The organism is Xylanibacter oryzae DSM 17970 (assembly GCF_000585355.1).
GTDB classification, from domain to species: Bacteria; Bacteroidota; Bacteroidia; order Bacteroidales; family Bacteroidaceae; genus Prevotella; species Prevotella oryzae.
This window is the reverse complement of the sequence record NZ_KK073873.1, coordinates 1,294,316-1,317,115: the sequence shown is the minus strand read 5'-3', so window position 1 is coordinate 1,317,115 and position 22,800 is coordinate 1,294,316. Positions and strand designations below refer to the sequence as shown.

The 22,800-nt window shown below is 35.8% G+C and carries 18 protein-coding genes and 1 pseudogene; 15 read left to right on the top strand and 4 right to left on the bottom strand.

Annotated features, from left to right (window positions below; all coding sequences use genetic code 11):
• Window positions 1-5 precede the first annotated feature (5 nt).
• The 3 genes from XYLOR_RS05500 to XYLOR_RS13300 are packed head-to-tail and all read left to right on the top strand — an operon-like array spanning window position 6 to window position 3,532.
• Window positions 6-815, top strand: coding sequence for a DUF4843 domain-containing protein (locus XYLOR_RS05500; protein WP_169730555.1), 810 nt, complete (start codon window positions 6-8; stop codon window positions 813-815).
• An 8-nt stretch (window positions 816-823) separates the two neighbouring features.
• Window positions 824-2,404, top strand: a complete 1,581-nt coding sequence (locus tag XYLOR_RS05495) for a PKD-like family lipoprotein (RefSeq protein WP_036877662.1) — start codon at window positions 824-826, stop codon at window positions 2,402-2,404.
• A gap of 12 nt (window positions 2,405-2,416) precedes the next feature.
• On the top strand, window positions 2,417-3,532 hold the full coding sequence (locus XYLOR_RS13300; RefSeq protein WP_084608531.1) for a thioredoxin fold domain-containing protein: 1,116 nt from the start codon (window positions 2,417-2,419) through the stop codon (window positions 3,530-3,532).
• Between the two features lie 413 nt (window positions 3,533-3,945).
• Here the strand turns inward: XYLOR_RS13300 and XYLOR_RS05485 are convergent, their stop codons facing one another.
• Window positions 3,946-4,530, bottom strand: coding sequence for a hypothetical protein (locus XYLOR_RS05485; protein WP_154655676.1), 585 nt, complete (start codon window positions 4,528-4,530; stop codon window positions 3,946-3,948).
• Between the two features lie 1,063 nt (window positions 4,531-5,593).
• On the opposite strand from XYLOR_RS05485, the gene XYLOR_RS13295 reads away from it, so the two are divergent.
• Together XYLOR_RS13295 and XYLOR_RS13290 are read left to right on the top strand one after the other, a co-directional pair.
• Entirely contained in the window at window positions 5,594-6,598 is a 1,005-nt protein-coding gene (locus XYLOR_RS13295) for an alpha/beta fold hydrolase (RefSeq protein WP_051508888.1), read from the top strand.
• Between the two features lie 302 nt (window positions 6,599-6,900).
• The gene (locus tag XYLOR_RS13290) at window positions 6,901-8,067 is read left to right on the top strand and encodes a tetratricopeptide repeat protein (protein WP_051508887.1); all 1,167 of its coding nucleotides are present in this window, start codon (window positions 6,901-6,903) and stop codon (window positions 8,065-8,067) included.
• A gap of 395 nt (window positions 8,068-8,462) precedes the next feature.
• Here XYLOR_RS13290 and XYLOR_RS05470 read toward each other — a convergent pair whose 3' ends face one another.
• Entirely contained in the window at window positions 8,463-10,538 is a 2,076-nt protein-coding gene (locus tag XYLOR_RS05470; RefSeq protein ID WP_154655675.1) for a hypothetical protein, read from the bottom strand.
• Window positions 10,539-10,540: 2 nt separating this feature from the next.
• On the bottom strand, window positions 10,541-11,149 hold the full coding sequence (locus XYLOR_RS05465) for a hypothetical protein (RefSeq protein WP_036877659.1): 609 nt from the start codon (window positions 11,147-11,149) through the stop codon (window positions 10,541-10,543).
• A 770-nt stretch (window positions 11,150-11,919) separates the two neighbouring features.
• On the opposite strand from XYLOR_RS05465, the gene XYLOR_RS05460 reads away from it, so the two are divergent.
• From XYLOR_RS05460 to XYLOR_RS05425, 8 genes are all read left to right on the top strand, one after another.
• The gene (locus tag XYLOR_RS05460) at window positions 11,920-12,336 is read left to right on the top strand and encodes a hypothetical protein (protein WP_036877658.1); all 417 of its coding nucleotides are present in this window, start codon (window positions 11,920-11,922) and stop codon (window positions 12,334-12,336) included.
• A gap of 435 nt (window positions 12,337-12,771) precedes the next feature.
• Entirely contained in the window at window positions 12,772-13,239 is a 468-nt protein-coding gene (locus XYLOR_RS13590; protein ID WP_036877657.1) for a D-Ala-D-Ala carboxypeptidase family metallohydrolase, read from the top strand.
• A gap of 28 nt (window positions 13,240-13,267) precedes the next feature.
• Window positions 13,268-14,188, top strand: coding sequence for a DUF4373 domain-containing protein (locus XYLOR_RS05450; protein WP_036877655.1), 921 nt, complete (start codon window positions 13,268-13,270; stop codon window positions 14,186-14,188).
• 4 nt (window positions 14,189-14,192) lie between these two features.
• Window positions 14,193-16,067, top strand: coding sequence for a bifunctional DNA primase/helicase (locus tag XYLOR_RS05445; RefSeq protein WP_036877654.1), 1,875 nt, complete (start codon window positions 14,193-14,195; stop codon window positions 16,065-16,067).
• Between the two features lie 728 nt (window positions 16,068-16,795).
• The gene (locus tag XYLOR_RS05440; protein ID WP_036877652.1) at window positions 16,796-17,068 is read left to right on the top strand and encodes a hypothetical protein; all 273 of its coding nucleotides are present in this window, start codon (window positions 16,796-16,798) and stop codon (window positions 17,066-17,068) included.
• A gap of 2 nt (window positions 17,069-17,070) precedes the next feature.
• On the top strand, window positions 17,071-19,170 hold the full coding sequence (locus tag XYLOR_RS05435) for a VapE domain-containing protein (protein WP_036877650.1): 2,100 nt from the start codon (window positions 17,071-17,073) through the stop codon (window positions 19,168-19,170).
• A gap of 232 nt (window positions 19,171-19,402) precedes the next feature.
• Window positions 19,403-19,930, top strand: coding sequence for a host-nuclease inhibitor Gam family protein (locus XYLOR_RS05430; protein ID WP_051508885.1), 528 nt, complete (start codon window positions 19,403-19,405; stop codon window positions 19,928-19,930).
• Window positions 19,927-20,568, top strand: coding sequence for a DNA/RNA non-specific endonuclease (locus tag XYLOR_RS05425; protein WP_036877648.1), 642 nt, complete (start codon window positions 19,927-19,929; stop codon window positions 20,566-20,568). Before XYLOR_RS05430 ends, XYLOR_RS05425 begins: the two co-directional genes overlap by 4 nt.
• Window positions 20,569-20,681: 113 nt before the next feature.
• On the opposite strand, the pseudogene XYLOR_RS14225 reads toward XYLOR_RS05425, so the two are convergent.
• Window positions 20,682-20,915, bottom strand: a pseudogene (locus tag XYLOR_RS14225) (transposase); the annotation flags it as partial.
• Window positions 20,916-21,268: 353 nt separating this feature from the next.
• Here XYLOR_RS14225 and XYLOR_RS05415 point away from each other — a divergent pair.
• Window positions 21,269-21,958 (top strand): hypothetical protein, encoded by a 690-nt coding sequence (locus tag XYLOR_RS05415; protein ID WP_154655674.1) that lies wholly within the window; start codon window positions 21,269-21,271, stop codon window positions 21,956-21,958.
• On the top strand, window positions 21,939-22,787 hold the full coding sequence (locus XYLOR_RS05410) for a putative phage abortive infection protein (protein ID WP_036877642.1): 849 nt from the start codon (window positions 21,939-21,941) through the stop codon (window positions 22,785-22,787). The genes XYLOR_RS05415 and XYLOR_RS05410 overlap by 20 nt, the downstream gene beginning before the upstream one ends.
• The last annotated feature ends 13 nt before the right edge of the window (window positions 22,788-22,800 follow it).

Here is a 22,800-nt window from a genome sequence, read left to right as displayed (position 1 = left end):
ATAATATGAGAAAAGTTTTAAGCACAATATTCATTTTATCGCTTCTAATATCAATGGCATCATGCGAGAAAGATTTACCATTGTATAGTGATACTACGTGCAGGTTGAATTTCTATTATAACTTGGACAATACATCAGAGTTTAAACCTGAGATGGCATTGTCATCATATTCATTTGTATATGGAGATCCAAACGTTAAAAGCGACACTCTATGGTTTGATCTTCATAGTATGGGCTTCGTTTCAGATCAAGACAGACCTATAGAGTTTGCAGAGGTAGACACTACTGCTAATATGGCAATACCAGGCAAGCATTACGTAGCATTCAACGATCCCTCTATAGCATCATATTATAAGATGCCTGCAGGGAAGGCAATTACCAAGATACCGGTGGTACTGTTAAGAGATGCATCTCTCAAAGATACGTCGGTCGTACTTAAATTCCGTATCAAGGATAATGGATATTTCACAAAAGGCTACGACTCTTATCAGACAAGAATCATAACATTCTCTGATCGCATGACAGAACCATCTAAATGGACTTATAACTACTCTGGAGACGATGACTATACTTTTAGCCTGGTCGATTATTTTGGTATTTATGGCGTAGTCAAACATAAGTTCTTGATAGATCATACCGGTAAGAAGTGGGACAATGATTATATAGACCAATTTATGACCGGAGATTCTAATTACCGACTATATATTCAAGATAAGATGATTACCGATTTGAAAACTCTAAATAGCGAAAGAGCTGCTCAAGGATTAGGTGAACTATCTGAATCAGATGGCACTATTGTTTCATTTAACAATTAAAATATATTATGAAGAAAAACATTCTATTTATATTAGTTGTGATACTTGTGTTATCACTGTCATCATGTCTTACTGATGATAGTTCAATGGGTATTGACAACGTAGGCAATATTACAGTTAGTGGTATAGCAGATTCATATACAGAAACCGCATATATTGGCCAGGTATTAAATATAACGCCTACTGTTAAAACAGATTATGCTGATAATGACATGCAATACCAATGGCTACTGTTAAGTAGCAAAACAGGCAGCACTACAGCAAACGGTGATACCATAGCACCTGTTATAATAGGAACGAGCAAGGATCTTAACTATAATGTATCTATTTCTCCAGGTACTTATCAAATACGTTTCATTGCAAAATCAAAAACAAATGGTTACACCGTATACATGGTTTCTTCACTTAAAGTGCTGACAAATTTTTCGCAGGGCTTTTATATAATGAAAGAGACAGCAGATCATAATACTGAGTTGGATTTGCTTAACAGCGATGGTGCTATGGAAAGTAATCTGTTTACACAAATTAATGGCAGTCCGATACAAGGCAAACCACAAAAACTTGATATAGACTATAATATGTATTATATCAATCCAGACGATAATGAAATGGAAAGTACAAACAGCATAACTGTTACAACACAAAATAAAAACATATGTGTAAGCCGTAGTACAGATCTGAAAACGATATTTGATAGGAGCAATCTTCTGTTTGATAAAATGGCTGATGACGAGATACCTTATGGCATCATTAATAATTCTGTTGGCTATTTATTCTATTATTCATCCAAAGGTATTCGTGCAATATCAGCCGCAAGTTCATACTCAAGTCCCTGTAGTGGTAAATTTGGAAAGTTATATGCTGTTTGTGGAGGTAGCAAATATATAACTCATGATATTGGATCTTATGGTGGAACAATATTTTGGGATGAGAAAGCGCATAGCTTATTTTTTACAGACTATAATGCCAATCTGTCAGAAGCACAATATGGTGATGGATCAGGACTTGAAACTACACAAAACCTTACCGACTATGATTGTCTGCATATAGGATATAATTATATGAATAGTTCAGGTACGGCTACTGTCATATTGCAAAACAACGCAACAGGTGCAAGATATTTATATCTTACCGAATCTAGCTTTGGACATATATCTTTGAATAACAGATACTTGATTAAGCCCAATACGCATATGTCACGAGCTACGGCTTACAGTACCAATGGCCTTACAGCCAAGTATATATATTGTGTAGATGGTGGCAAAATTTATGCCTCAATATTTGACAATAGTGATTTATCCGAATCAGAGATAAGGCCTCAGGGCATCAATGCAGATGAAACTATTACTTACGTAAGCAATCAGTTTTGGAATGGTGGAGATACTAGTTTTAACAACCTTATTATAGGGACACAAAAAGAAAATCAGTATAAGCTATATTTTTATAATATGGTTGGAGGTATACCACAAGGAGCCCCGATAAATGTAGTAAGCGGAATGGGTAATGTGAAGAGTATACGCTACCTTAATATGATGATAGATACAACGTATTGGGATTTTGGACTGCAAATATTCAATATAAACGATTAAGTAAAAATTAAAATGAAAAAGATTTTATTAATTTCTTTAGTTGCTATGTCATGCCTGATGACAAAAGCACAAACAAACTTTCGTGCAATAGGCTATGATGAAGCTATTGCTACGGCTAAGAGTGAAAACAAAATGGTATTTATTGATTTTTATACAGATTGGTGTGGACCATGTCGTTTGATGTCTCGTGAAGTCTTTCCAAATAAATCTGTTGGAGACTATATGAACAGTCATTTTGTATGTATCAAAGTAAATGCAGAAAAGGGCGAAGGTGTACAACTTTCAAAAACATATAAAATAGAGGGGTATCCTACATTCGTAATAATAAACTCAGATAAAAAAGAGATTTTAAACGTCTGCGGTTATCGTGAGCCGACTGCGTTCATCAATGAAATAGACCGCGCTCTTGACCCCGCTAAAAAACCTGAGATAATGAAAGAGCGTTATGAGAAAGGCGAACGTACACCCGGACTTATCAATGCATATGCATCTTACTTGATAGAAAATATACCTACCGGAAGAAACGTCTCGGAAGAGGATTATGACAAAAAGGTGTTTGAAATTAATAATATGGTATATGATTATTTTACATCATTATCTGATGCCGATCGCTTGAAACACGAAAACATGTTTATATATCAGTCTTTTCTTAACTCTCCATTTGACAAGCCTGCTAGATTTATGATGGCTAATCTTTCACGATTCAATGCAAGTGACAAGTCTGACATAGACTCTATTGTCTCTAAGCTCTACAACCGTGAGGTTCTAGCACTGCTTAGTGGTTCAAAAAACTATGATGAAGCTGAATTCTCTACTCTAAAAAAAGAAATCAAACAATTCAAACTTGATAAGAATGGAACGTTTGATGGTGCTTTGAAATTCATTGAAACGGAATCTAAAAGTGATAAAATAGCTTACATCAATTTTTGCGATAAGAATCTGAAAATATTGACAGATAGTCAAGTAGGCCTTCTTATGGCGAGTTTTTCAAAACATTTTACAGGTGCTGATGCTGCAACCAAAAAGGCTGCAGCAAAGTTCTTGAGAAATCATATAGGAGAACAGTCAGTTGATGTAATTTATTTCACTTCATCTCAAATTGGTAATTTGGAAGGTAGAGGTCATTGAGCTATTAACAGCATCTTGTTAAAAGCTTTAGATATTGTTGCAGAAAAACTCTTCACGTTACTAGCTCAGGATACCCAGAAAGAATATCTATTCCACGGAGCTTAATAGCGTAAAGAAATATCTATATAATAATACAGGCACTTGCTTAATTAGCAAGTGCCTGTATTGTTTTTATAACTGCATGGTCTCCTGGAGATTTAATGCATCAACGTAAACGGCATTATCTCCGCATGAGAATAGTTGTAACTTGTAAATAGAAATAACGAAATAGTTATTTGGTAAAGTAACCTTATTTCATGTGGAGCAAATATGCAAACACTTTCTTCCGCATAAATAGCAAAAGCAAGTTCATTATTTAAACTTTCATTAGGTCATAATGTTGTGACATTGTTCATAGAACAATGAATCAGAATTTAGTTAGTATAGATTAGCGCCTTTTTTGTATTGTTGGGGAAAAGCCATGTATTAAAAAATGTAACATCTGGTTCAATATCAATTATTTCACATGGCTGATATTGCTTGTTTATCTCTTTAATCAAATAGCGATGACCATTTTTTTCTATCAGCTTTAAAAAGAATTCTCCGAAAAGATTATACACACGATCAGGCTTAATGCTATCCAAATAATCGAATAATCTATCATTCGCTCTTTTGGTATAGCAGAAAGAATCATAATCGTCATATTTACCTGATAAATCCCAAATACCTTCAGGAGCCTTTGCCAAAACACACTCGAGTTCTAAATGATCGAAATCTATGTATTGGTCTATCTGATTATAAGTAGGAATCTGAGAGAAAGTCATCTTGCGATACTCCTTTTTGGTTAGGACGTAGAATATAGGATATGATGCTGTGACAGATTTGCGATGAAAATCAGGGATATAGCTTTCAGCCTGCTCCATCATTTTATTCACGCTTTTGTCTAGTTCGCTAATCTGTTGGGTAAAAGCAGACAGGCTAACGATTGATAACAAGATTAAAAAATAAATTCTTTTCATATTTCAATGTTTTTAACGTCATAAATTTATTTAATGGATAAGATCAAACGATTTTAAATTACCATAAAATCTCACAGTATTACCCGTTAAAGGATCAAACACATTTCAGACTGGCCTAAGGCTGGGAAACACAAACAAATAAAATAGAAGGGTAAAAACAGTTTTTTTTGTTATCATAACTTTTAATTTAGTGGTAATATAAACTTATACTTTTTATGAACACCTCAACTATAATAAGTTGCTCGACGTCTTTATATATCGTAAAATTAAATTAAATTAGTGCTGCATGTCTCAAGTAATGATTAATTACGATATTTTTGCAAATATAAAAAATAATATTAAAACATATGCTATATTGTAAGTTATTTAAGTTTTTTTTATAAAAATAGTAATATAAATGCTTAAAAGTGTAACAATATGTATTGTATGAGATTTAAAAAGTGTTTTCTTATATCATTAATATATTTCACAAAGTCAAGTCAAATAACTATTAAGGTAAAGTTTTACTTTTAACTGCATTTAATTTACAGTACAGATATAGTAACAAAAGAATTTTATGAGTATCTCATTAAAAAGTTAGAAACAGGCCTTACCCTGTAAAAGTTGTTTTAAAAACCACAAACCATTGTTAGTTATAGAAATAATACTTAGGTGTTATCTAAAAACATCCATATAGAGTTGTTTTAAAAACCACAAACCACCGTTATTTTTAGCTTGTAGTTTTTAACCCTGAATCCCATCATCTGACTATCTTAAAAACTCAACATGCAGTTTTGAAATAAAAGCATGATAACCTATTCCTCTTTGAAAGATTTAAACAGGTGCCACAAAGTGTGGAGTGAACCTGGAAAGTTGTTTTAAAAACAACAAACCATTGTTTGTTATACAATTAGTTTTCTCAAATCAAAGATGAGAAAATATCTATTACATGAAATATTTTACCAAAAGAGGTGATACGTTCAGATTTTATTGTTATTTTTGCCGTGTCAGAATAATTTTGTATGTTAAAGCTTCGTCGTACTAAGGTGGGTGGATTTTCTGACCACAAAATCAAAATACTTATATGGATAAAACAATAAAAATTTCTCTGAAAGTTAGGCTAAAACATTTGAGGTACAACACTCAGAAGTGTAAGCCATTTGCAGTTCTTTTCATCCTTTGCGCTGCCTTTTTGCTGTTAACCCAATGTTCTGCTCCTCATACCTTACCATATTCAGTATGTCCCACGACTGTCCCTAAGGGAATTACTTTATTATCAGTCAAGATTGACGGATTGGATGCCGATTTCTTTCACGGAACATCTACCACTCCACAAAAGGCTATAGTTCTGTTAGGAGGATCTGAAGGAGGCAGAAGTTGGAGTTATCACCCAGAGTTCATCCAGGAACTTATTGATCATGGGTTTTGCGTTTTATCGCTGCCATACTTTGGGACAGATAGTCTCCCGAAAAATCTTAGAGGCATATCCTTAGAATACTTCCAGAAGGCGTTTCGCTGGTTGTCTGCACAAAAAGATATGGTGATTTCTAACAATTATGCACTGGTTGGTGTTTCTCGCGGAGCAGAGCTGGCATTACTTTTAGGGAGCCGGTATCCGGAGGTTAATGCGGTGGTTGCAATTGACCCAAGCTCAGTTGTTTTCCCTGGCCCCCCAACTGGTTTATTCGATGCCTTGGGTAGGCAACATTCTGCATGGAGTGAGAAAGGACGAGAACTACCCTTTGTGTCGATACCATTTTCTTGGACTTCAATTAAAGGAATGTTTTCTGGCAATAGAACACGGATGTTTGAAAAAGCGTTGCAAGACACAATAAAGGTAAAAGCCGCTACAATTCCTGTTGAGAAAATACATGGACCTGTTCTTGTCATTTCTTTCAAGCGCGATCAGGTCTGGCCATCACCTTTAATGTGCGAGAAAATAGTAGCACGCTTACACGACAAAAACTTTAAATTTTATTATGAACATGCAAGTTATGATGGAGTGCATTCTGATTGGTCAATCAAAGCTTGTCGGACAAACATTATTTCATTCTTAAGTGAACAATTTCTTCCGGTTGAATCAAAATAATGAAAGACTTAGATTCAATATGTACTCAGTGGTTTGATCTTTCCAGATTTTATTACGAGAGTTAATAATGATACAATAGCTCCAGACTCTTCTTGGGAAATAAGGGGAAAACTTTTAATTTTTTATTTAGATAAAGCTAAACCTTATAAACCGGAGGATGGTCCAGCATTGTAGAAAACAAAGAGGTGAGTTGATAGCTTGCCTCTTTGTTTTTAATATAAAGTTCCACAATCATATGTACGTTTTGTAAAATAATTATTACTTTTGCAACTTAAATATGACATTCTTAACAATATAGTATCATGAATAAAGCAATAAGATTCGCCTTTTTATTAATTTTTTCTATTTGCTTTTTTACTTGTATTCCCACGCAAGCAAAAAAAACAGACGTAAGTAATGAGTCTCATATTGAGAACACATACAAACAAAAAGACTCTTTAATAGATAAAATTAATAACTTACAACAGAAACAAGAAGAATTAAAGAGTAAGTATAATGATTTAAGTGAAATTGCAAAATTCAATATAGAGCAATATCATGAGGATACTACTTCTATGATTAATTTCTATACTTGGTTTATTGCTCTCGTTATTGGTATCGTCAGTATCTTAATTCCAATTTTGATTAATAGAAATTATGAAAAACGGTTCATTTCTAAAATCAAAGAATTCGAAATTAGAATAGAAGAGATTAAAGAACAGATGAAAGCAGAAGTACAAAAAGATAAAGATTCAATTTCTGAGTTAAAAGAAAAGATTAATGGCGATATGAAGAAGGCGCAGGAAGCAGCAACAATATCTGAGGCAATACAGTATTTTGCTCAAGCATTGAGTGAGACTGATCCAAATAAACAAATTGAATTGTATAATAAAGCAATTGTATTGAATCCTAATTTTGCAGAAGCATATAATAATCTAGGAACTTTAAAATTTCAATTAATGAAATTCGAAGAAGCTATAGAAAATTTTAATAAGGCGATTGAATTGAACCCTCATTTAACTACTATATATGACAATAGAGGAAATGCAAAAGTTAATTTAAAAAGATATTTAGACGCTATAAATGATTACAATAAAGTTATTGAGTTAGATCCTAATTTTGTTGGCATATATAATAAAAGAGGCTTATGTTATGTTTTCTTGGGGAAATATAAAGAGGCTATCGAAGATTTTGATAAAGCAATAGATTTAAATCCAAATTTTGCAGAAGCATATCACAATAGAGGGAATGCCAAATCTAATTTGGACAAGAATGTAGAAGCAATAGAAGATTATGATAAGGCGATTGAATTAAATCCTAAATTAGCAGAAACATATAATAATAGAGGAAATGTAAAATTAAAGCTTGGCAATTATTTAGAAGCAATAAAAGATTTTGATAAGGCTATTGAAATAAATCCTAATTATACTTTAACTTATAAAAATAGAAAAGAAGCACAAGACAAATTAAACGAGGAGAATAAGGCATAAGCTGTTCCATTTATACGTATAATACGTATGTGATTTGTTCGTAAAATGGCAATGTCAATGCCATAAAACAGTTGCAAATGTATTCATCTGATTGATGCCCAAAAGTCTTTATTAAAGCGTTAGAGACGTTGTCTTTCGTATTCTGCGTACTTCGTGATATGTCCTTAACCACAGAGGGACAAGTTTTTTGTCCTTCTATCTCCTTATGCGTTAAATCTGAACGTATAGGCAATGAGAACAGTGAATAGTTAATTATCCGATTAACTTATAAAATTTCTTGAGCAACCGGTGGGCTGGGTATGTAAAAAATCGAGAGATAATTTGATCTATATCCGAACCAAAGGTTTGATAGCAAAGTGGAAATACATACTTAATATAAATTTTCCACGTTTTTGTTAACCTGTAATTATTATTAGTGTGCCATGAGGTTTCTCTACTATGGGGGATTCCATTGTGATAGTTTGAACAGCATATATCTTATAAGAAATGTCATCACTTTTTGTAACATATGCATAAAGGTGATTGTATTTGTCTATCTCTTTTGGTTCAATAAATATTTTCTCATTTTGATCAATCAATTCTTCTCCATTAGGACCAATCAATTGTTTACCATTTGGATAAATAGATGTCTCTCCATTTGTATTAGTAAAGGATGTCTTTTCTATACAGAAAGACGGCATATCTTTCTTTTTGCAAATAAATAAACACTTCTTTATATTACAATTACCAACAATATATATATTAGCATCTGTTTCAAAATTAATATTTCTAGAGATATCTATTATACAATCATCCGTGGTTAATTTTTTAGAAGCAAGTTTTTGCTCTAATTCCGTATATTTGATAGGTTTTGTTTCGTATTCAAATGAATTGAAAAGTTGGTAAATGCATTTCGAATTTGCAATATATTCAAGTCTAGTAGATAATATTTTACCTATGAATGGATTTTCGTCATCACACTCCTTTTTTAAACATCTTTTTTCAAGCTTTTCACAACTTCCTATATTGAATTCTTTTTTATTAGTTGACTCAGAATCAGTTGTTGTAAACAAATCAGATTGGGGTAAAGCATTATAATATATAAGATTATTATAAATATTTTGGAGTTTGTTTTTGTCATAGCTATCTCTATTTATAATCTCATTATTCTTTTCATTTAAATTTTCTATATTGCTATCAATAAGCTTAACCACAGTTGCCTCTTCAGGAACTTGTGACAAGCTGAAAGCTTTCAACTTGTCACTTTTATACCACTCACTAACAAATTTTTTTATTGTTTTCATGCATCTGATGCAAGCCTCATTTTTATCTATATTATTGGCTGGTAATGGTTCCTCTAGAGGACTCGAATTATAAGCATTATAATAATCTATGGACCATAAGCGAATAAATAAGAGAGAGAGATAATGGTATAATTGATTTTCAATATCTTCATCTGCATTTATCCCTATATCAGAATCAAACATATTAAATTTAAAAAATGAATAAGGATCCTCAGAAAAATATAATGCAGTATCTGTGATTTCCTTAATTGTTCCTGGTATAAGTGGATAGCTTTCTGGAAATGTTTGAGTAAAATTTATAATGTATTTCAAATAAGGGTATTGCTTCTTATAAACATATAATGTTCCCAGCATTATATTGAAATGATAAAACTCTGTTCTTGCATGTTCTTGTGTATCATCATTTGATTGTAAGCCTTCAAAATTATTAATATAGTACGAACTAGCAACTTTCCAATATCTTTGCAACAAAATAGTATTTTCTACAGTTGAAGCATTTTTTAATATAAAAAAAAGGTAAAGATAAGTTCTATTAGAGATAAATTTATTATTAACAGTAAGAATGGTATCTACTATATTACTAAAATCCAAATGTGTTAATTGTTTATCTGTATTTTTTATAATTACACTTATTTGGGATAAAATATCATATAAAAAATCAGAATAGACAACATACGTTCTACTTTTAGCTTTTTCTTGTTCTTTCTGAAAATATTTACATATAACAGATACAGATTTTTTATATATATATTCTTTTCCTTTTTTATATGCAAATTTTAAGATATCGAAAATTGCATAGCAATTATCTTTTGTCATATTTTTCTCCAAATAGGAAAACAAACTATCAACATTATAATAAATTGATATTTTATTGAAAAGTAATATGAGCAAAATAACTAGAAAAACAATATATCCTAAAAAGAAAGATTGTGCATAATATAAAAAAATATAACTTGTAAAGTCCCCTAATATAAAATGAGAAAGACATATAAGACAGGCGAAAATTATCAACAGTGTTTTGAAGCTTTTGAATATATTCTCATCGTAAAATTGTTTGGTTAAATATTCTGAATTATATTTTTCATCTATTCGTTGAATACTCTGAAGAATTAAAGGGAAAGCCATACCAAACATAGCGGCAAATATGGTAATGACAAATGTGTATGTATTTGAAAAGAAATTAAACATAATTATTTTATTGAATCTTTAGTTACTTTTGAATAGCTTTGCTGAATATATTTACGAGTTCCACCGAGAGCAATTTTTCTTATAATGGATCGATTGATTTTGTGATTTTTATATATTATTATCAAAGAATCTTTAGTCCTCTGTTTTATGGCATTTTTAATAATTGCGTTTAACTCAACTATTTGCTTATTATTTTCTTCTAGATCCTTTTCTATCATTTTATTGATTGTTATCAATGATTCAACTTTGTTATTAGTAACAAGATCTTGCTTCTGAGAATTATTAGAAATAATCTTTTTACGAAAGCTACAAGTAAGTGATGTAATGCATATTAATGCAATAATAATTACGCAGACCATACAATGCTTATTAATAATTTGTTTAAAGAACTCTTTAATCTTGCCAGTCTGACTTTTTTTCAGTTTTGGTGGTTGTACAAATTTGGCTTCTGTTGAAAAAACATCTATATTTTGTTCTTCTTGTTCTATCCACCTTTCGACAACTATTTGAGGAATTTTGTATATTTCGGATATTTCTTCTGGACTTTTCCCATTATGGGACTCCTTCAAGATCTCTTCTTTTAAGTCGTTGTAATTTTTTTTTGTTGGCATAAAGAATATATTGGTTTTAAATTACGGTTTCATTTATTAATTTTATTTTAATGCAAAAATATTCTATTTAAGTCTAGCTTTTCTATTGCTAGTTTTAGCCATAATAAATGAACTTTTTGTAATATTCTGCAAAGATATAAAATAATTGTTAATGCTCAAAATTTTATTATCATAATATATCTAATCTTCTTTATGTAAATCATCATTATTGTATTATTCCAGTGTAAAAAAGGTATGATAGTATTCAATAGCTGAATAACAATTAAAGCATTTGTGATCCGTAATATGGTCACCTTATTTGATGAATAAACAGCAAATGCATGTGACTAAATGCACCGGATATTTATTTACATAAGTGATAATAACTGATAATTTATTACCTTTGTACTTGCATTTACGTAAGTATTTGCGTTATTCAAAATTAGCTCAGACACCTTTGATATTTAAATAGACACAAATAATGAGTTGAGTTTGAACCCACAACTAGGGCGTATACTTGATGATGTGTTTGTGTTAGTTAAGAGTAACCATCAAGGGTAATGTCATGTTTACGCCTTATTTTTACATACATATATGATATGTACGCGTACGTATCAAGACCCACCTATGTATGTAATTTAATTTCGTTTTTGTAAATACGTATTAAATATTGTAAATGAAATACTATACGTCGATGTAATGATTGTATTTTGTACATTAATTTATGCATGTAATATTTGTATCTTTTATGATTTTTTTGTACCTTTGCATTTATAAAACTTAAACATACAATGGATCCTATAGGAAATAATCAAACCAAAGTTCTAACAAACGAAGAATGTGTTAATCACTTTATGATGCTATGGCGTGTTTTTCTACCACCCGACGAAAGCAAAGTAGAACTATTCAAAGACCTTATCACAAAACTTTTTGAGGATGAAGTGATAAAAGGTATTATGAGAGACGATAAATTCATTATATTACCGAACTTTGGAGTGCTTGACAAGAAGCATTTTTATAATCTTGTTTATAATGTGTATTCTAAATTTTTAAAAGAAAGCTTGTCTATTAGCTATTTTGAAAAGGTGGCGTCTAGCATATTTTTTTATAATGGAAAATCGAGTAAAACCATTTACAAAAATATTTGCAGGCATAATAATAGCAAACCCCCTAAACGGTATAATATTTTTTTTGGAAAAACCAAATAAAAAAGGGGTTAATTTATGCCACTTTTGGCATAAATTGACCCCTTTTTTTGTTTGGCGAGGCTTTGTTTTATCAGTACCTTTGCAATGTAGAAACAACGTCGTTTCTATGCAAACTTAAAGCCAATGAAAAATATTTCATCAGTGGATAATCATTCCGCAGCATATTGGTTGCTGCCGATAAAGCGAATGACAGATCCGGTCCTCCCACCTTCGGGTGGGGGGAATTCTAACTACAAGAATTTCTCAGGTGAAAACTTTAAACCGCCACAAGTTATTATCAACGTTTTTATCAATATCAATAGTTAACCGCAAGGCGATATTGCTCAATGGTTAATTGATATAAGTCTTTATTTTAGTGATATCTGACAGGGTGCGTGGAAGTACGGAACTTCTTCGTACGGCCACCGCTCTGTCTTTTTTTTAACACAAATCAAAATGGATAAATTGGATATTCATCAATTACTATCAGAACATTTTATGTTGTCTGAATTCATCAGGTCGCATACAGCGGATAACCTGCACATCAACAATACCCCGGATGAGGGTATCATCGAAAATCTTAGAAAACTATGCACCTGCATATTGGAGCCTACACGTATCATGCTGAAAGAGTCTATCATAGTGACTTCAGGTTATCGCTGTAAGCTGCTCAACAAGCGCATTGGCGGTGTTGGCAAGAGCCAGCATCTGTCGGGCAAGGCTGCCGACCTGCATATACGCAGCAAGGAGTATGCCGTGAAACTGTGGCAGATACTAATGACCAACAATCATGTAGACCAGTTGCTATGGGAGCACGACCACCGTGGCAGTGAGTGGATACACGTGAGCTACTCAGACCACCCAAGGCACTTTATAGACCAGAACTTCAAGGCAAACGCCACAATAAATAAAACACTAGATTAAGTATATCAAATCAAAAATAATAAAGAGTATGAAAAAGAAAAGATCAGGCTACATTCAGATAAGTCGCAAACTTATGGAAAGCAAAGGAGTATACGAACTAAGACGCGCCGAAAAGGCAGAGGGCCTAGGTGTATTTATGATGATAGTTTTCGAACTGGCAAAGTATGAAGACGCTATCGGTAATGAAGAAACCCTGCTGATAATATCAATGCTGGCACACAAGAAGAAATCGTACGTATGGCATATCATCAAAGACTTCGGACTTTTTGATGTAGAGGGCGAACATTTCCAGTGCCGACTGCTACAAAAAACATTCAATATTGAGACCATTCTTGGTGACACGCCGTCCGGTGGTGAATCAACGGTGAATGAACGGCCACTCAATGGTGAATCAACGACGCTCTATAAGGTACGCGCAGAGGCGCGCAGATCTCAGATACAAAATACAAGAATACAAAATACAAAGAATATTGGTACTGGTGTACCAATAAGAACCACTACCAGCACCACAGATTTTCATGAATTAATAGAAGATATTTTCCGTTCACCGGATTGGCTTGAGAAGATAGAACAGCGAATGGCTCTTTGCATATGCTCCAACAAAATGATCAGAGAATTTGTAAAACGCAGTTTTATTGATGAGATAGAGATGAACGGATGTTACGATGACGGCGAACCGTTTACCATATCACGTGCCAAGCGCTACTTCGTGAACTGGATACGTCCGGGCAAGGCTCCACGTGAGGAACTGAACAAGAAGATTAACAATATGCTCCGCTTCAATGTAGAGCAGGCTAAGAGAAAGGCCGGCAAACCGTTTGACGGCTACGGCACGATAGATTCGAAGGGGCGGCGCAGAGGGCCACACGGTGAGATTGTACCGATGGATGCACCTGCCTGTATGGACGACATGATGGAATGGAACAACAAAACGCAATGCTGGGAGTAGGGCGATGAAAGAATACAAGGAGACAAAGCGTGGATTTCTGATTGTACCCAAAGCTGACTTCGACTTAAAGCATATCAAGGGCGATATTGCCCGCAGTACGTGTCCTGCATGCCGTGATGATCGTGGTCATCCGGGCGATACCTCCGTCAAGCTGAATCTGAAGACAGGTATCGGTAAGTGCTTTCATTGCGGAAGGACGTTCATCCTCAAAGAGAAATGCCGAACCTATAACGACCGTTCACGGCCTGTGCACAAGCACGATTATAAGTTGCCTAAATGTGACGACCTCAAGATATTGCACTCGCCTGATATCATAGCCTATCTCAAGAGCCGTAAACTTGACGACGAAGACCTCATGATGAGGATGCATGTGATGGAGGGTGTGCGCAACTTTAAAGGCTTGGATTTCGCCTGCATGGCTTTCCCCGGATACGATGGCAAAGTGGCTGTAAACTGTATGTATCGCACTGTAGACAAACGGCTACTTCAGGACTCGGATTGCGAGCTGATACCATGGAATATTGATGCCGCCCTTGGGCAGACCGAACTGTTCATCACCGAGGGCCGTATGGATGCTCTGTCGATAGCACACTGCGGATATGAGAATGTGATAAGCGTAGCCAATGGGTCGAACTTTGAGGTCTGCAATTTTGACCGTTTCAAGTATTCGCATCTCGACAATCTGAAGACTATCTACATAGCCGGCGACATGGATACTCCGGGACAGAAACTACGTAAGAACCTTGCTCTATACTTCGGTGAGAGCCGTTGCAAGATAGTAGAGTGGAGCTGGCCTGTAGGGAAAGAAATGGAGGAGGTCAATGATGCCAACGAGTGTCTGATAGAGGGCGGTAAGGAAGCCGTGAAATACTGCATAGACAACGCGGTAGACTGTCCGCTGTCGGGTGTCGTTACTCTGACTGATGTAGAGGATGGCATGGATGATATCCGTGATAACGGACTGCCTGATGGCAAGTCGATCGGTCTCTATGAACTGGATAACAACATGCGGTTTCTTGAAGGGCAGTTTATCGTCCTCACCGGTTCGCCCGGTACAGGTAAGAGTACTTTCGCCGACTTCATAGCTGTTCGCCTGTTGGTCAGATTCGGATGGAAATGTGCGGTATTCTCGCCTGAGAAAAGGCCTATACAGGAGCATTACACTGAGTATGCCTCAAAACTTTTGGGTTATAATGTGCATGATAAAGTGAACGTGCACGATGGGGCTTACGATCGGTGCAAGAGGTATATGGACAGTAATATCTTCCACATAGGCGGTGACATCAAGAAGGATATGCCGACGATACTGCATACGGCAGAGCAGTTGATCATCAAGGAGGATATCAAACTGTTGCTCATAGACCCGTTTGCGTATATCGACCTGAGCCATGAGAGTGGCGTTACCGACTATGAGAAGATAAACGAGAACATCAGGATGCTGGCCGAATTTGCCACCGACAAGTGTATCTGTGTAATACTGGTAGCGCATCCCCGCAAGCCTGTTCTGCTATCGAGCGGCAAGATGGCGATGCCCACACTGTACGACATCAGTGGCAGTTCGATGTTCTACAACCTCTGCGATACTGGTATCATTATGCACAAGGACGATTCGATAAACAGAATCGTGGTTTACGTAGACAAGATAAGGAGTCAGCCGAGGATGGGAACCGTAGGTCATGCAGCCATATGTTTCGACCCCGAAAGTGGCAGGTACAACATCTGTCATGCCGACACGAGTGATGCCAAGATGGTTAGGTATATCGACTATACGATCAATCACAAGAACTGGGTACCAAGGAATGATGCTGAACAGGGTACATTCAACTTTGAGGATGATGATGACATACCGCCTGTCAAAGGGGATGGCTGTCCGTTTTAAGGATTGCTAATCCTTAAGATCTATTCTTCGTGGTTGCTGGCTTGTTCATTTTCTTTTGTGTGTACAAAAGAAAACCGAACCAAAAGAAAAAACGCAAACACGCTGCGAAGCTACTCCGCTCTGTCATTCAGCTAAAACGAAGAACTCGCTGCGCTCAGACAGCTTCGTTTCTTAACGCTTCATTCGGTCGCTCTCGTTTAACGCTTCTCCGCTATCGTTTGCAAGCTCGCGCACCGTTATCGCTCGCGCACCGTTTCGCTGCTGATGCTTTTGTGCATGCGCTTCGCTGTGCTGACGTTACTCATTCACGCATACGGCTGCTGTGCCAGTGCTACTCATCCACTTATACGGCTTCGCTGTGCTGACAAAAAGGAAGTAATAAAAAGAAAAATCAACTCAAATGAAAAAAGATGAAAAAATCGGAAAGGAGGAAAGGGAAACAAGAAAACTAAACCAAGTTTTATAGATCGGGCTACACTCCCGACTCATCAAGTATGTGTATATTGCGGTCAGGACAAGCCTGTCGAGGAATTTGAACGGATGAAGACAGGAACCTATCGCAAAGTCTGCAATACGTGCAAGTACGAACACTATACGTTGCCTGCTTATTACAGACGAAAAGCTAAGGAATGGGGACTGTAAATCGGTTTCCCTGCCCTTTGCAAAACAAAAAAATAAAAAATAACTACCACTTTACCACTAGGTAAGCTAAATAACACAATATCAGTATGATAGTATTTTACGAAAATAGAAATAAATGCCACAAAACGTCACTCAAATACCACTCAGGAGTTATCCTCATAAATCTCAAAAGCATAGCTCTTGAACTATGGGAGTTATCTCTCGACCGGGTGAAAGCTATCCCCCGACACCTCAAAAGCATAGCTCTTAAACCATGGGAGCTATCTCTTGACAACGTGATAGCTATCATCCCGAAAGTGATCGCTATCTTCTTGAAAATAAGAGCTATGCTTTTGAAAATAAAGACGAATGTAGACTGAAAATGGGAATAAGATTAGACTATTTATGTAAGGGCGAACGCAAGACGAAAGGCGTTTCGCTCGATGAACTCTTCGAGCTGTTGCATTCAGGCAAATACACCAAACAATGCAACAACCTGCAGTGGAGACTACGCTCAGGTGTCAATCTGGAACGTAGCGCCAACATCGAAGATGCCGATAAACTGCCGATAGCACGGTTCACGATCTCCGACGAAGGCAAATACACGGGTTATGTGATGCTCAGTTTCAAGACCCATGATGAGGTGCAGAATGATGCGATAAAGAAGGCGGCATCATTACTGCCGCAGACACTGATGTGCTTTACAGGCAGCAGCGGACGCTCTGTGAAGATCATCGTGACTTTCACACAGCCCGATGGCACCTTACCACAATTTGAATCAACCGATACCCCTTATGGAAATAATTCTATCTATTATCATCAGCATGCATACTATATCGCATCAAAGTTTTATACCGCCCAACTGGGTGTTGAACCTGAACGCAAATCCCCACGCATCGAACGCGGTTGCCGGATTGGTACAGATGCTGATGTATATCTCAATGTAAAGGCTCTGCCAATAGTGCTTGAGCAACCGCAGTCGTCGCTGACCAATAGTATAATCAATGGTTCAACCAGACTGCATAAGTTGTTCGTAAATAATGAGTTATCGTATGCCGACAAGTCGCTGCCAGGATATGATGATTATCAGATGGCGCAGACCAAATTTCAGTATTGCTACCGCAATACCATACGTTCTTTTGGAAAGTCGGATGGCAGTAATGACTTGGATCTCTTTATAATGGCCCTTGCCCACGAATGCATGAAGAACGGTTTGTCGCAGGAGTTTGCCGTGAAACGCGTGCTCCATATCACCCCTTACAGTGACTACGAAATGCTAGTGCGCGGGTGTTTCAACAACATCTATAATGTAGGCAAAATAGGCAGTGATTCAGCTATTCCCGAACCATCTATCGAGATGGCACAGCTGCGTGATTTCCTCAAACGAAGATATAAATTCAGACGAAACAGCATTACCAACCAACTGGAATATATCGAAGAGGGCATGTATATGTTCGACTGGTCGGCGCTGACCAAAGAAGCCACCAACCGCATCGTGATAGATGCCTTGATGGAGGGCATCGTAATTTGGGATAAAGACGTAAAGCGTTTTGTAGAATCCACCTACATCAACGATTATGACCCGGTACACGACTATCTCGGTGCTCTGCCGGATTGGGATGGTAAGGATCGTGTTAGCGAACTGGCAAGAAGGGTGCCAACAGCCAATGCAGACTGGGAGCGAAACTTCCATACATGGATGCTCGGCATGGTGGCTCAATGGATGGGTCTGAACAAGATACACGGTAACGCAATGGTGCCTCTCATCATTGGTGCCCAGGGCGACGGCAAGTCGACGTTTTGCAAACTTCTTCTGCCTGAAGAGCTACGTAATTATTATACAGATCGTCTTGACTTTGCCAATAAGAATGATGCAGAGAGGGCCTTGAGCCGCTTCTGTCTGATAAACATAGATGAGTACGACAGCATCACCAAGCGCCAGACGGCATTCTTGAAGCACATCTTGCAGAAGACATCGGTGATGAGCCGCCAACTTTACTCATCTGTAATCACAGATAATACCCGCCACTCCGCCTTCATAGCCACGACCAACGACATGACTCCTCTGACCGATCCCTCAGGTTCGCGAAGATATATGTGTATCCGTACCACGGCCAAGATAGACACCCGTACGCCCTACGATTATCCACAGATCTATGCGCAGCTCAAGGCAGAGCTGCAGCAAGGCGTAAAGAGTTGGTTTGATAGTGAAGAGGAGAGCGCCATCCAGCTCCAGAATCGTGACTTTGAGCAGTACGACATCATGCAGGAGGTCTTCAACGAGGTGTACCGCAAGCCCAAGCATGGTGAGAATGGCGAATACTTGATGGTGAGTACCATTCTGCATAACTTGCACCTGAAGTACAAGAGTCTGAAAGAAGACAAATCGAACTATCAGAAATTAGGTCGGTACTTGATGCGTCAGAGTTTCAAGCACAAAAAGATGAATTACGGATCAGTATATTACGTAAAATCAAATTAAATATTGATTTTAGAGTGGTAGCACAGTGGTGTTTTGTGGTATTTCATACCACGTGAAAGCTGCATAAACACAGGGCAAGTGGTAAAGTGACATTTATTTATAAAAAATCCCCTTAGAAAAAGTGATTTTATTCTCCCTCGAAGATTTGAGGGAGTACGGCAAAGCCGGGAGGGATGTGATGAAAACACCCGGCAAATAAACAGTAATAATAAACTTAAAACCAATAAAAAGAATGACAAGAAAAAGAGGAACAAAACTAAAAAGTGAAGAAACAGATTTACGCTTTAAAGCAGAAAATCTGCTTTCAGATTACGTCCTAACCGTAAACCAGTACAACGGTTACATGGCCGAACTGGAAATGCAACTCACAGAGATCAGAAAACAATACGAGTTCAAACTAGACCAAAAGAAAACAAAAATTGAAGAAATAAAATTTAGTCTTCAAAAATTTGCAGAAGAGAATAAAAATATTTACTTTTGTGGTGAAAAGAAATCCATGAACCTATTGCATGGCACAATAGGTTTCCGCTTAGGCAATCCTAAACTAAAATCAGCAAAAGGTTTTACATGGAAGTCAATCCTCGAACTCGTAAAAGACCGTATGCACAACTACATCCGAACCAAGGAAGAAGTGGCAAAAGACAAGATACTTGCAGACAAAGATAACAAGGACATCAAAGAACTGATAACTCAGTGTGGAATTGAAATCGTACAAGAAGAATCTTTTTATATAGAACCAAAAGAGGAGGATGAAAAATGAAAACATCAAAATCAGTTGATCACCGGATTAAGTGGATAGCAAAGTCTATCCACTTGCACACAGCGTTACTCATCGTATTACTGTCTGTATGCATTCAGAACGCCATCTCTCAGAATATCGAATCGTACGATACGATATACAAAGAGAAATGCTATACATCGTATTATAACAAGCACCTTACAGGGCCTAGTTATGTAGTCTACAAACTGTATAAGGGTGGGGGTAACATACCGCGCAAAGGCATGCGATTTACCATACCCCATGTACACTTCCATTATGCAGGAACTGCTTACGACAGAGGGCACCTCTGCCCGGCCCAAGACTTTGCCTATAGTTGGGAGCTTGAAGAAAGCACCTTTAGATATTACAATGCCGTGCCGATGACCAAAAATCTAAACCGAGGCATATGGGAGTGCTACGAAGACAGCGTACGGATGTTATCTCAGACAGACAGTCTAGTAGTGATTTGTGGCGGTTGTGATTACAAAGGCGGTCTAGTGCCCACGCATTGTTTTAAGGTCGTTAAATCGTTAAAGGATGGCCATATCTACTACTCCTTACTATTTGATAATAAGAAGAAAAACTGCAAGGCATATAAATGTGACAGGCTTATTGTTTTAATGAAAAAGATGAAATAAGATCATGTTATATTTCAGAACATCAGGTGGTGGTTTACAATTTCAAATTAATGTAGGGGCTATACCTTCTTATGTTGTTCCATCAAATGATTACTATGGGTTTAATTATAAAATCAAGTAATGTTATAATTATGTACAGGACGTGGTGTAAACTCGGAAAGACCAAGCATATATTGCATATAAGGATTTTCACTGATAGCCTGAATCGTTTCACGGCCGGAAAGATTCATCTTATGTTTTATCAACAAGGCACCTATAATGATACGCGCTGACTTATTACCGGCTCCACCATGTTTGTTATTAAGACGATTATTGTAAATTTGCTCAATCTTATCCCAAGGAAGAGAATCGCCTAGTTTTACCTAACGATTGTCTTTGGGTAGTCCTTCCAAGGAGGTCCAGGATAAATCCAATACTAGCTGTTTATGTTGAGAACTATACTTCATTTTCTGCTTTTTAACACCTAAAGGGTACAATTTTTTCTGCAATATAGCAAATAATAAGACACTTAATTTATTAATAATCAGTTAAATATAATTATTCAGCAGACCCTATATACTCAAGATAGACCGTGAGTTGCTTTGCCTTTTATTGTTCAATCATACTACGAGAAATAATAAATTTAAGGCTACAGATGGGATCAATAAATAACATTGATTGAGTAAAAAAGCAAATGGTACAAATTGTAAACGATAAATTTATGGAAAAGAATATAACACATTATTCCTTGTTTATAAAATTTGGCGAGAAGAAATGGATGAAGAATTTATTTGAGGAAGGAGAACTTTTCTTAAATACAGTCGATTCTTATACGAAAGTAGAAAACAAAGAGATAGGTGATTCTTGGGAAGATGTTGTACAGGTTGACCAAATAATAAACTTTAAATTACAAATTAATGACCAAACCTTATTAACAGCTCCATCTGGTAATGTTCAAATACATATTCCAGATTTACGGCAAAATTTATATTGTTTATGGTCGATGAGCGATGAATACGTACTAAAAAATATCAATAAAGAAGATAATTCGGTTATCATTAACACATCAAACTATAATGGTTTTGTAGACAAGGGCGTTGCCTGTTCTGTCGTAATAATCAATCTCGATGAATTCATAAAAAGAGTTGAGCGAGAATTAAAAAGAAATAATCTCAAATACCAAAAGGGCCGAGTAAGCTATTATGACGAAAATACATATAAAGGTCTTGTTACTCCTTTTATGAAACGTAAAAAATATGAGTCACAAAATGAGTTTCGCATATTAGTAGATTACCCACAAAATATGCCTTTGAAGATTCATATTGGAAATATGTCAGATATTGCTTCTTATTTTGATGAAGAGATGGAATTGAGGCTAAAATTCGAAATAAATGAAGAAATTAATATTTGAAAGGAGAATTTGGATGAATATATTTATTAAGAAATATTGGTTGTGGATATGTATAATAGGAACAACCTTTATAATGATTCCTATTGTAATCGGTATCATTATCAATTTAAATATTGATAGTGATTGGATACAAAAATATATAGTTGGTAAAAATAATGATTGGTTATCCTTTCTTGCCACATATATTGGAGCCTTTGCAACAGCAGCAATGGCAATAGCAACATTTATTACTTTAAAGAATAATAAAGAACAAATTCAAAATTTAGAGAAACAAAATTTTGAGAATACGCTATTTAATTTATTAGATGAATTAAAGGCTACCTTGAAGAATGTAAGATTCGGAAATGAAAATCCTATTTACGGTACAGAAGCCCTCAAAGAATTATGGGAATATTTTTGTGAAGATTTACATATTGAATTATATTTTGATGGTAAAGATAATGATGTTAGATGTATAAAAAAAAGGCTAAGAACAAATGAAGATATAAATAATAAGGAAATCGTTAGTTCTATTTTTCTCACTAGAATATGGAATCTGACATCTGATTTTAATACATATTTTCAAACATTACTCACTGTTGTTAAATATGTTGATGAAAGTACATTTGATTATACTACGAAAGCAAAATATATGAAATATATTACAAGCCGTCTACTAGAGAATTCATTAAGATGGTTATTCTATTTTTGTGTCTTTGATACAAATTTAGGCGAGCTAAAAGTATTAGTGGAAAAGTGGGGGCTTCTTTCTAATTTAAGAAGAGAAAAGCTTGTTAACAGTGAACATGCCGAATGGCTTTCTAGTAAAGCATTTAAAATAGATTATTAAATATGAATAGGTC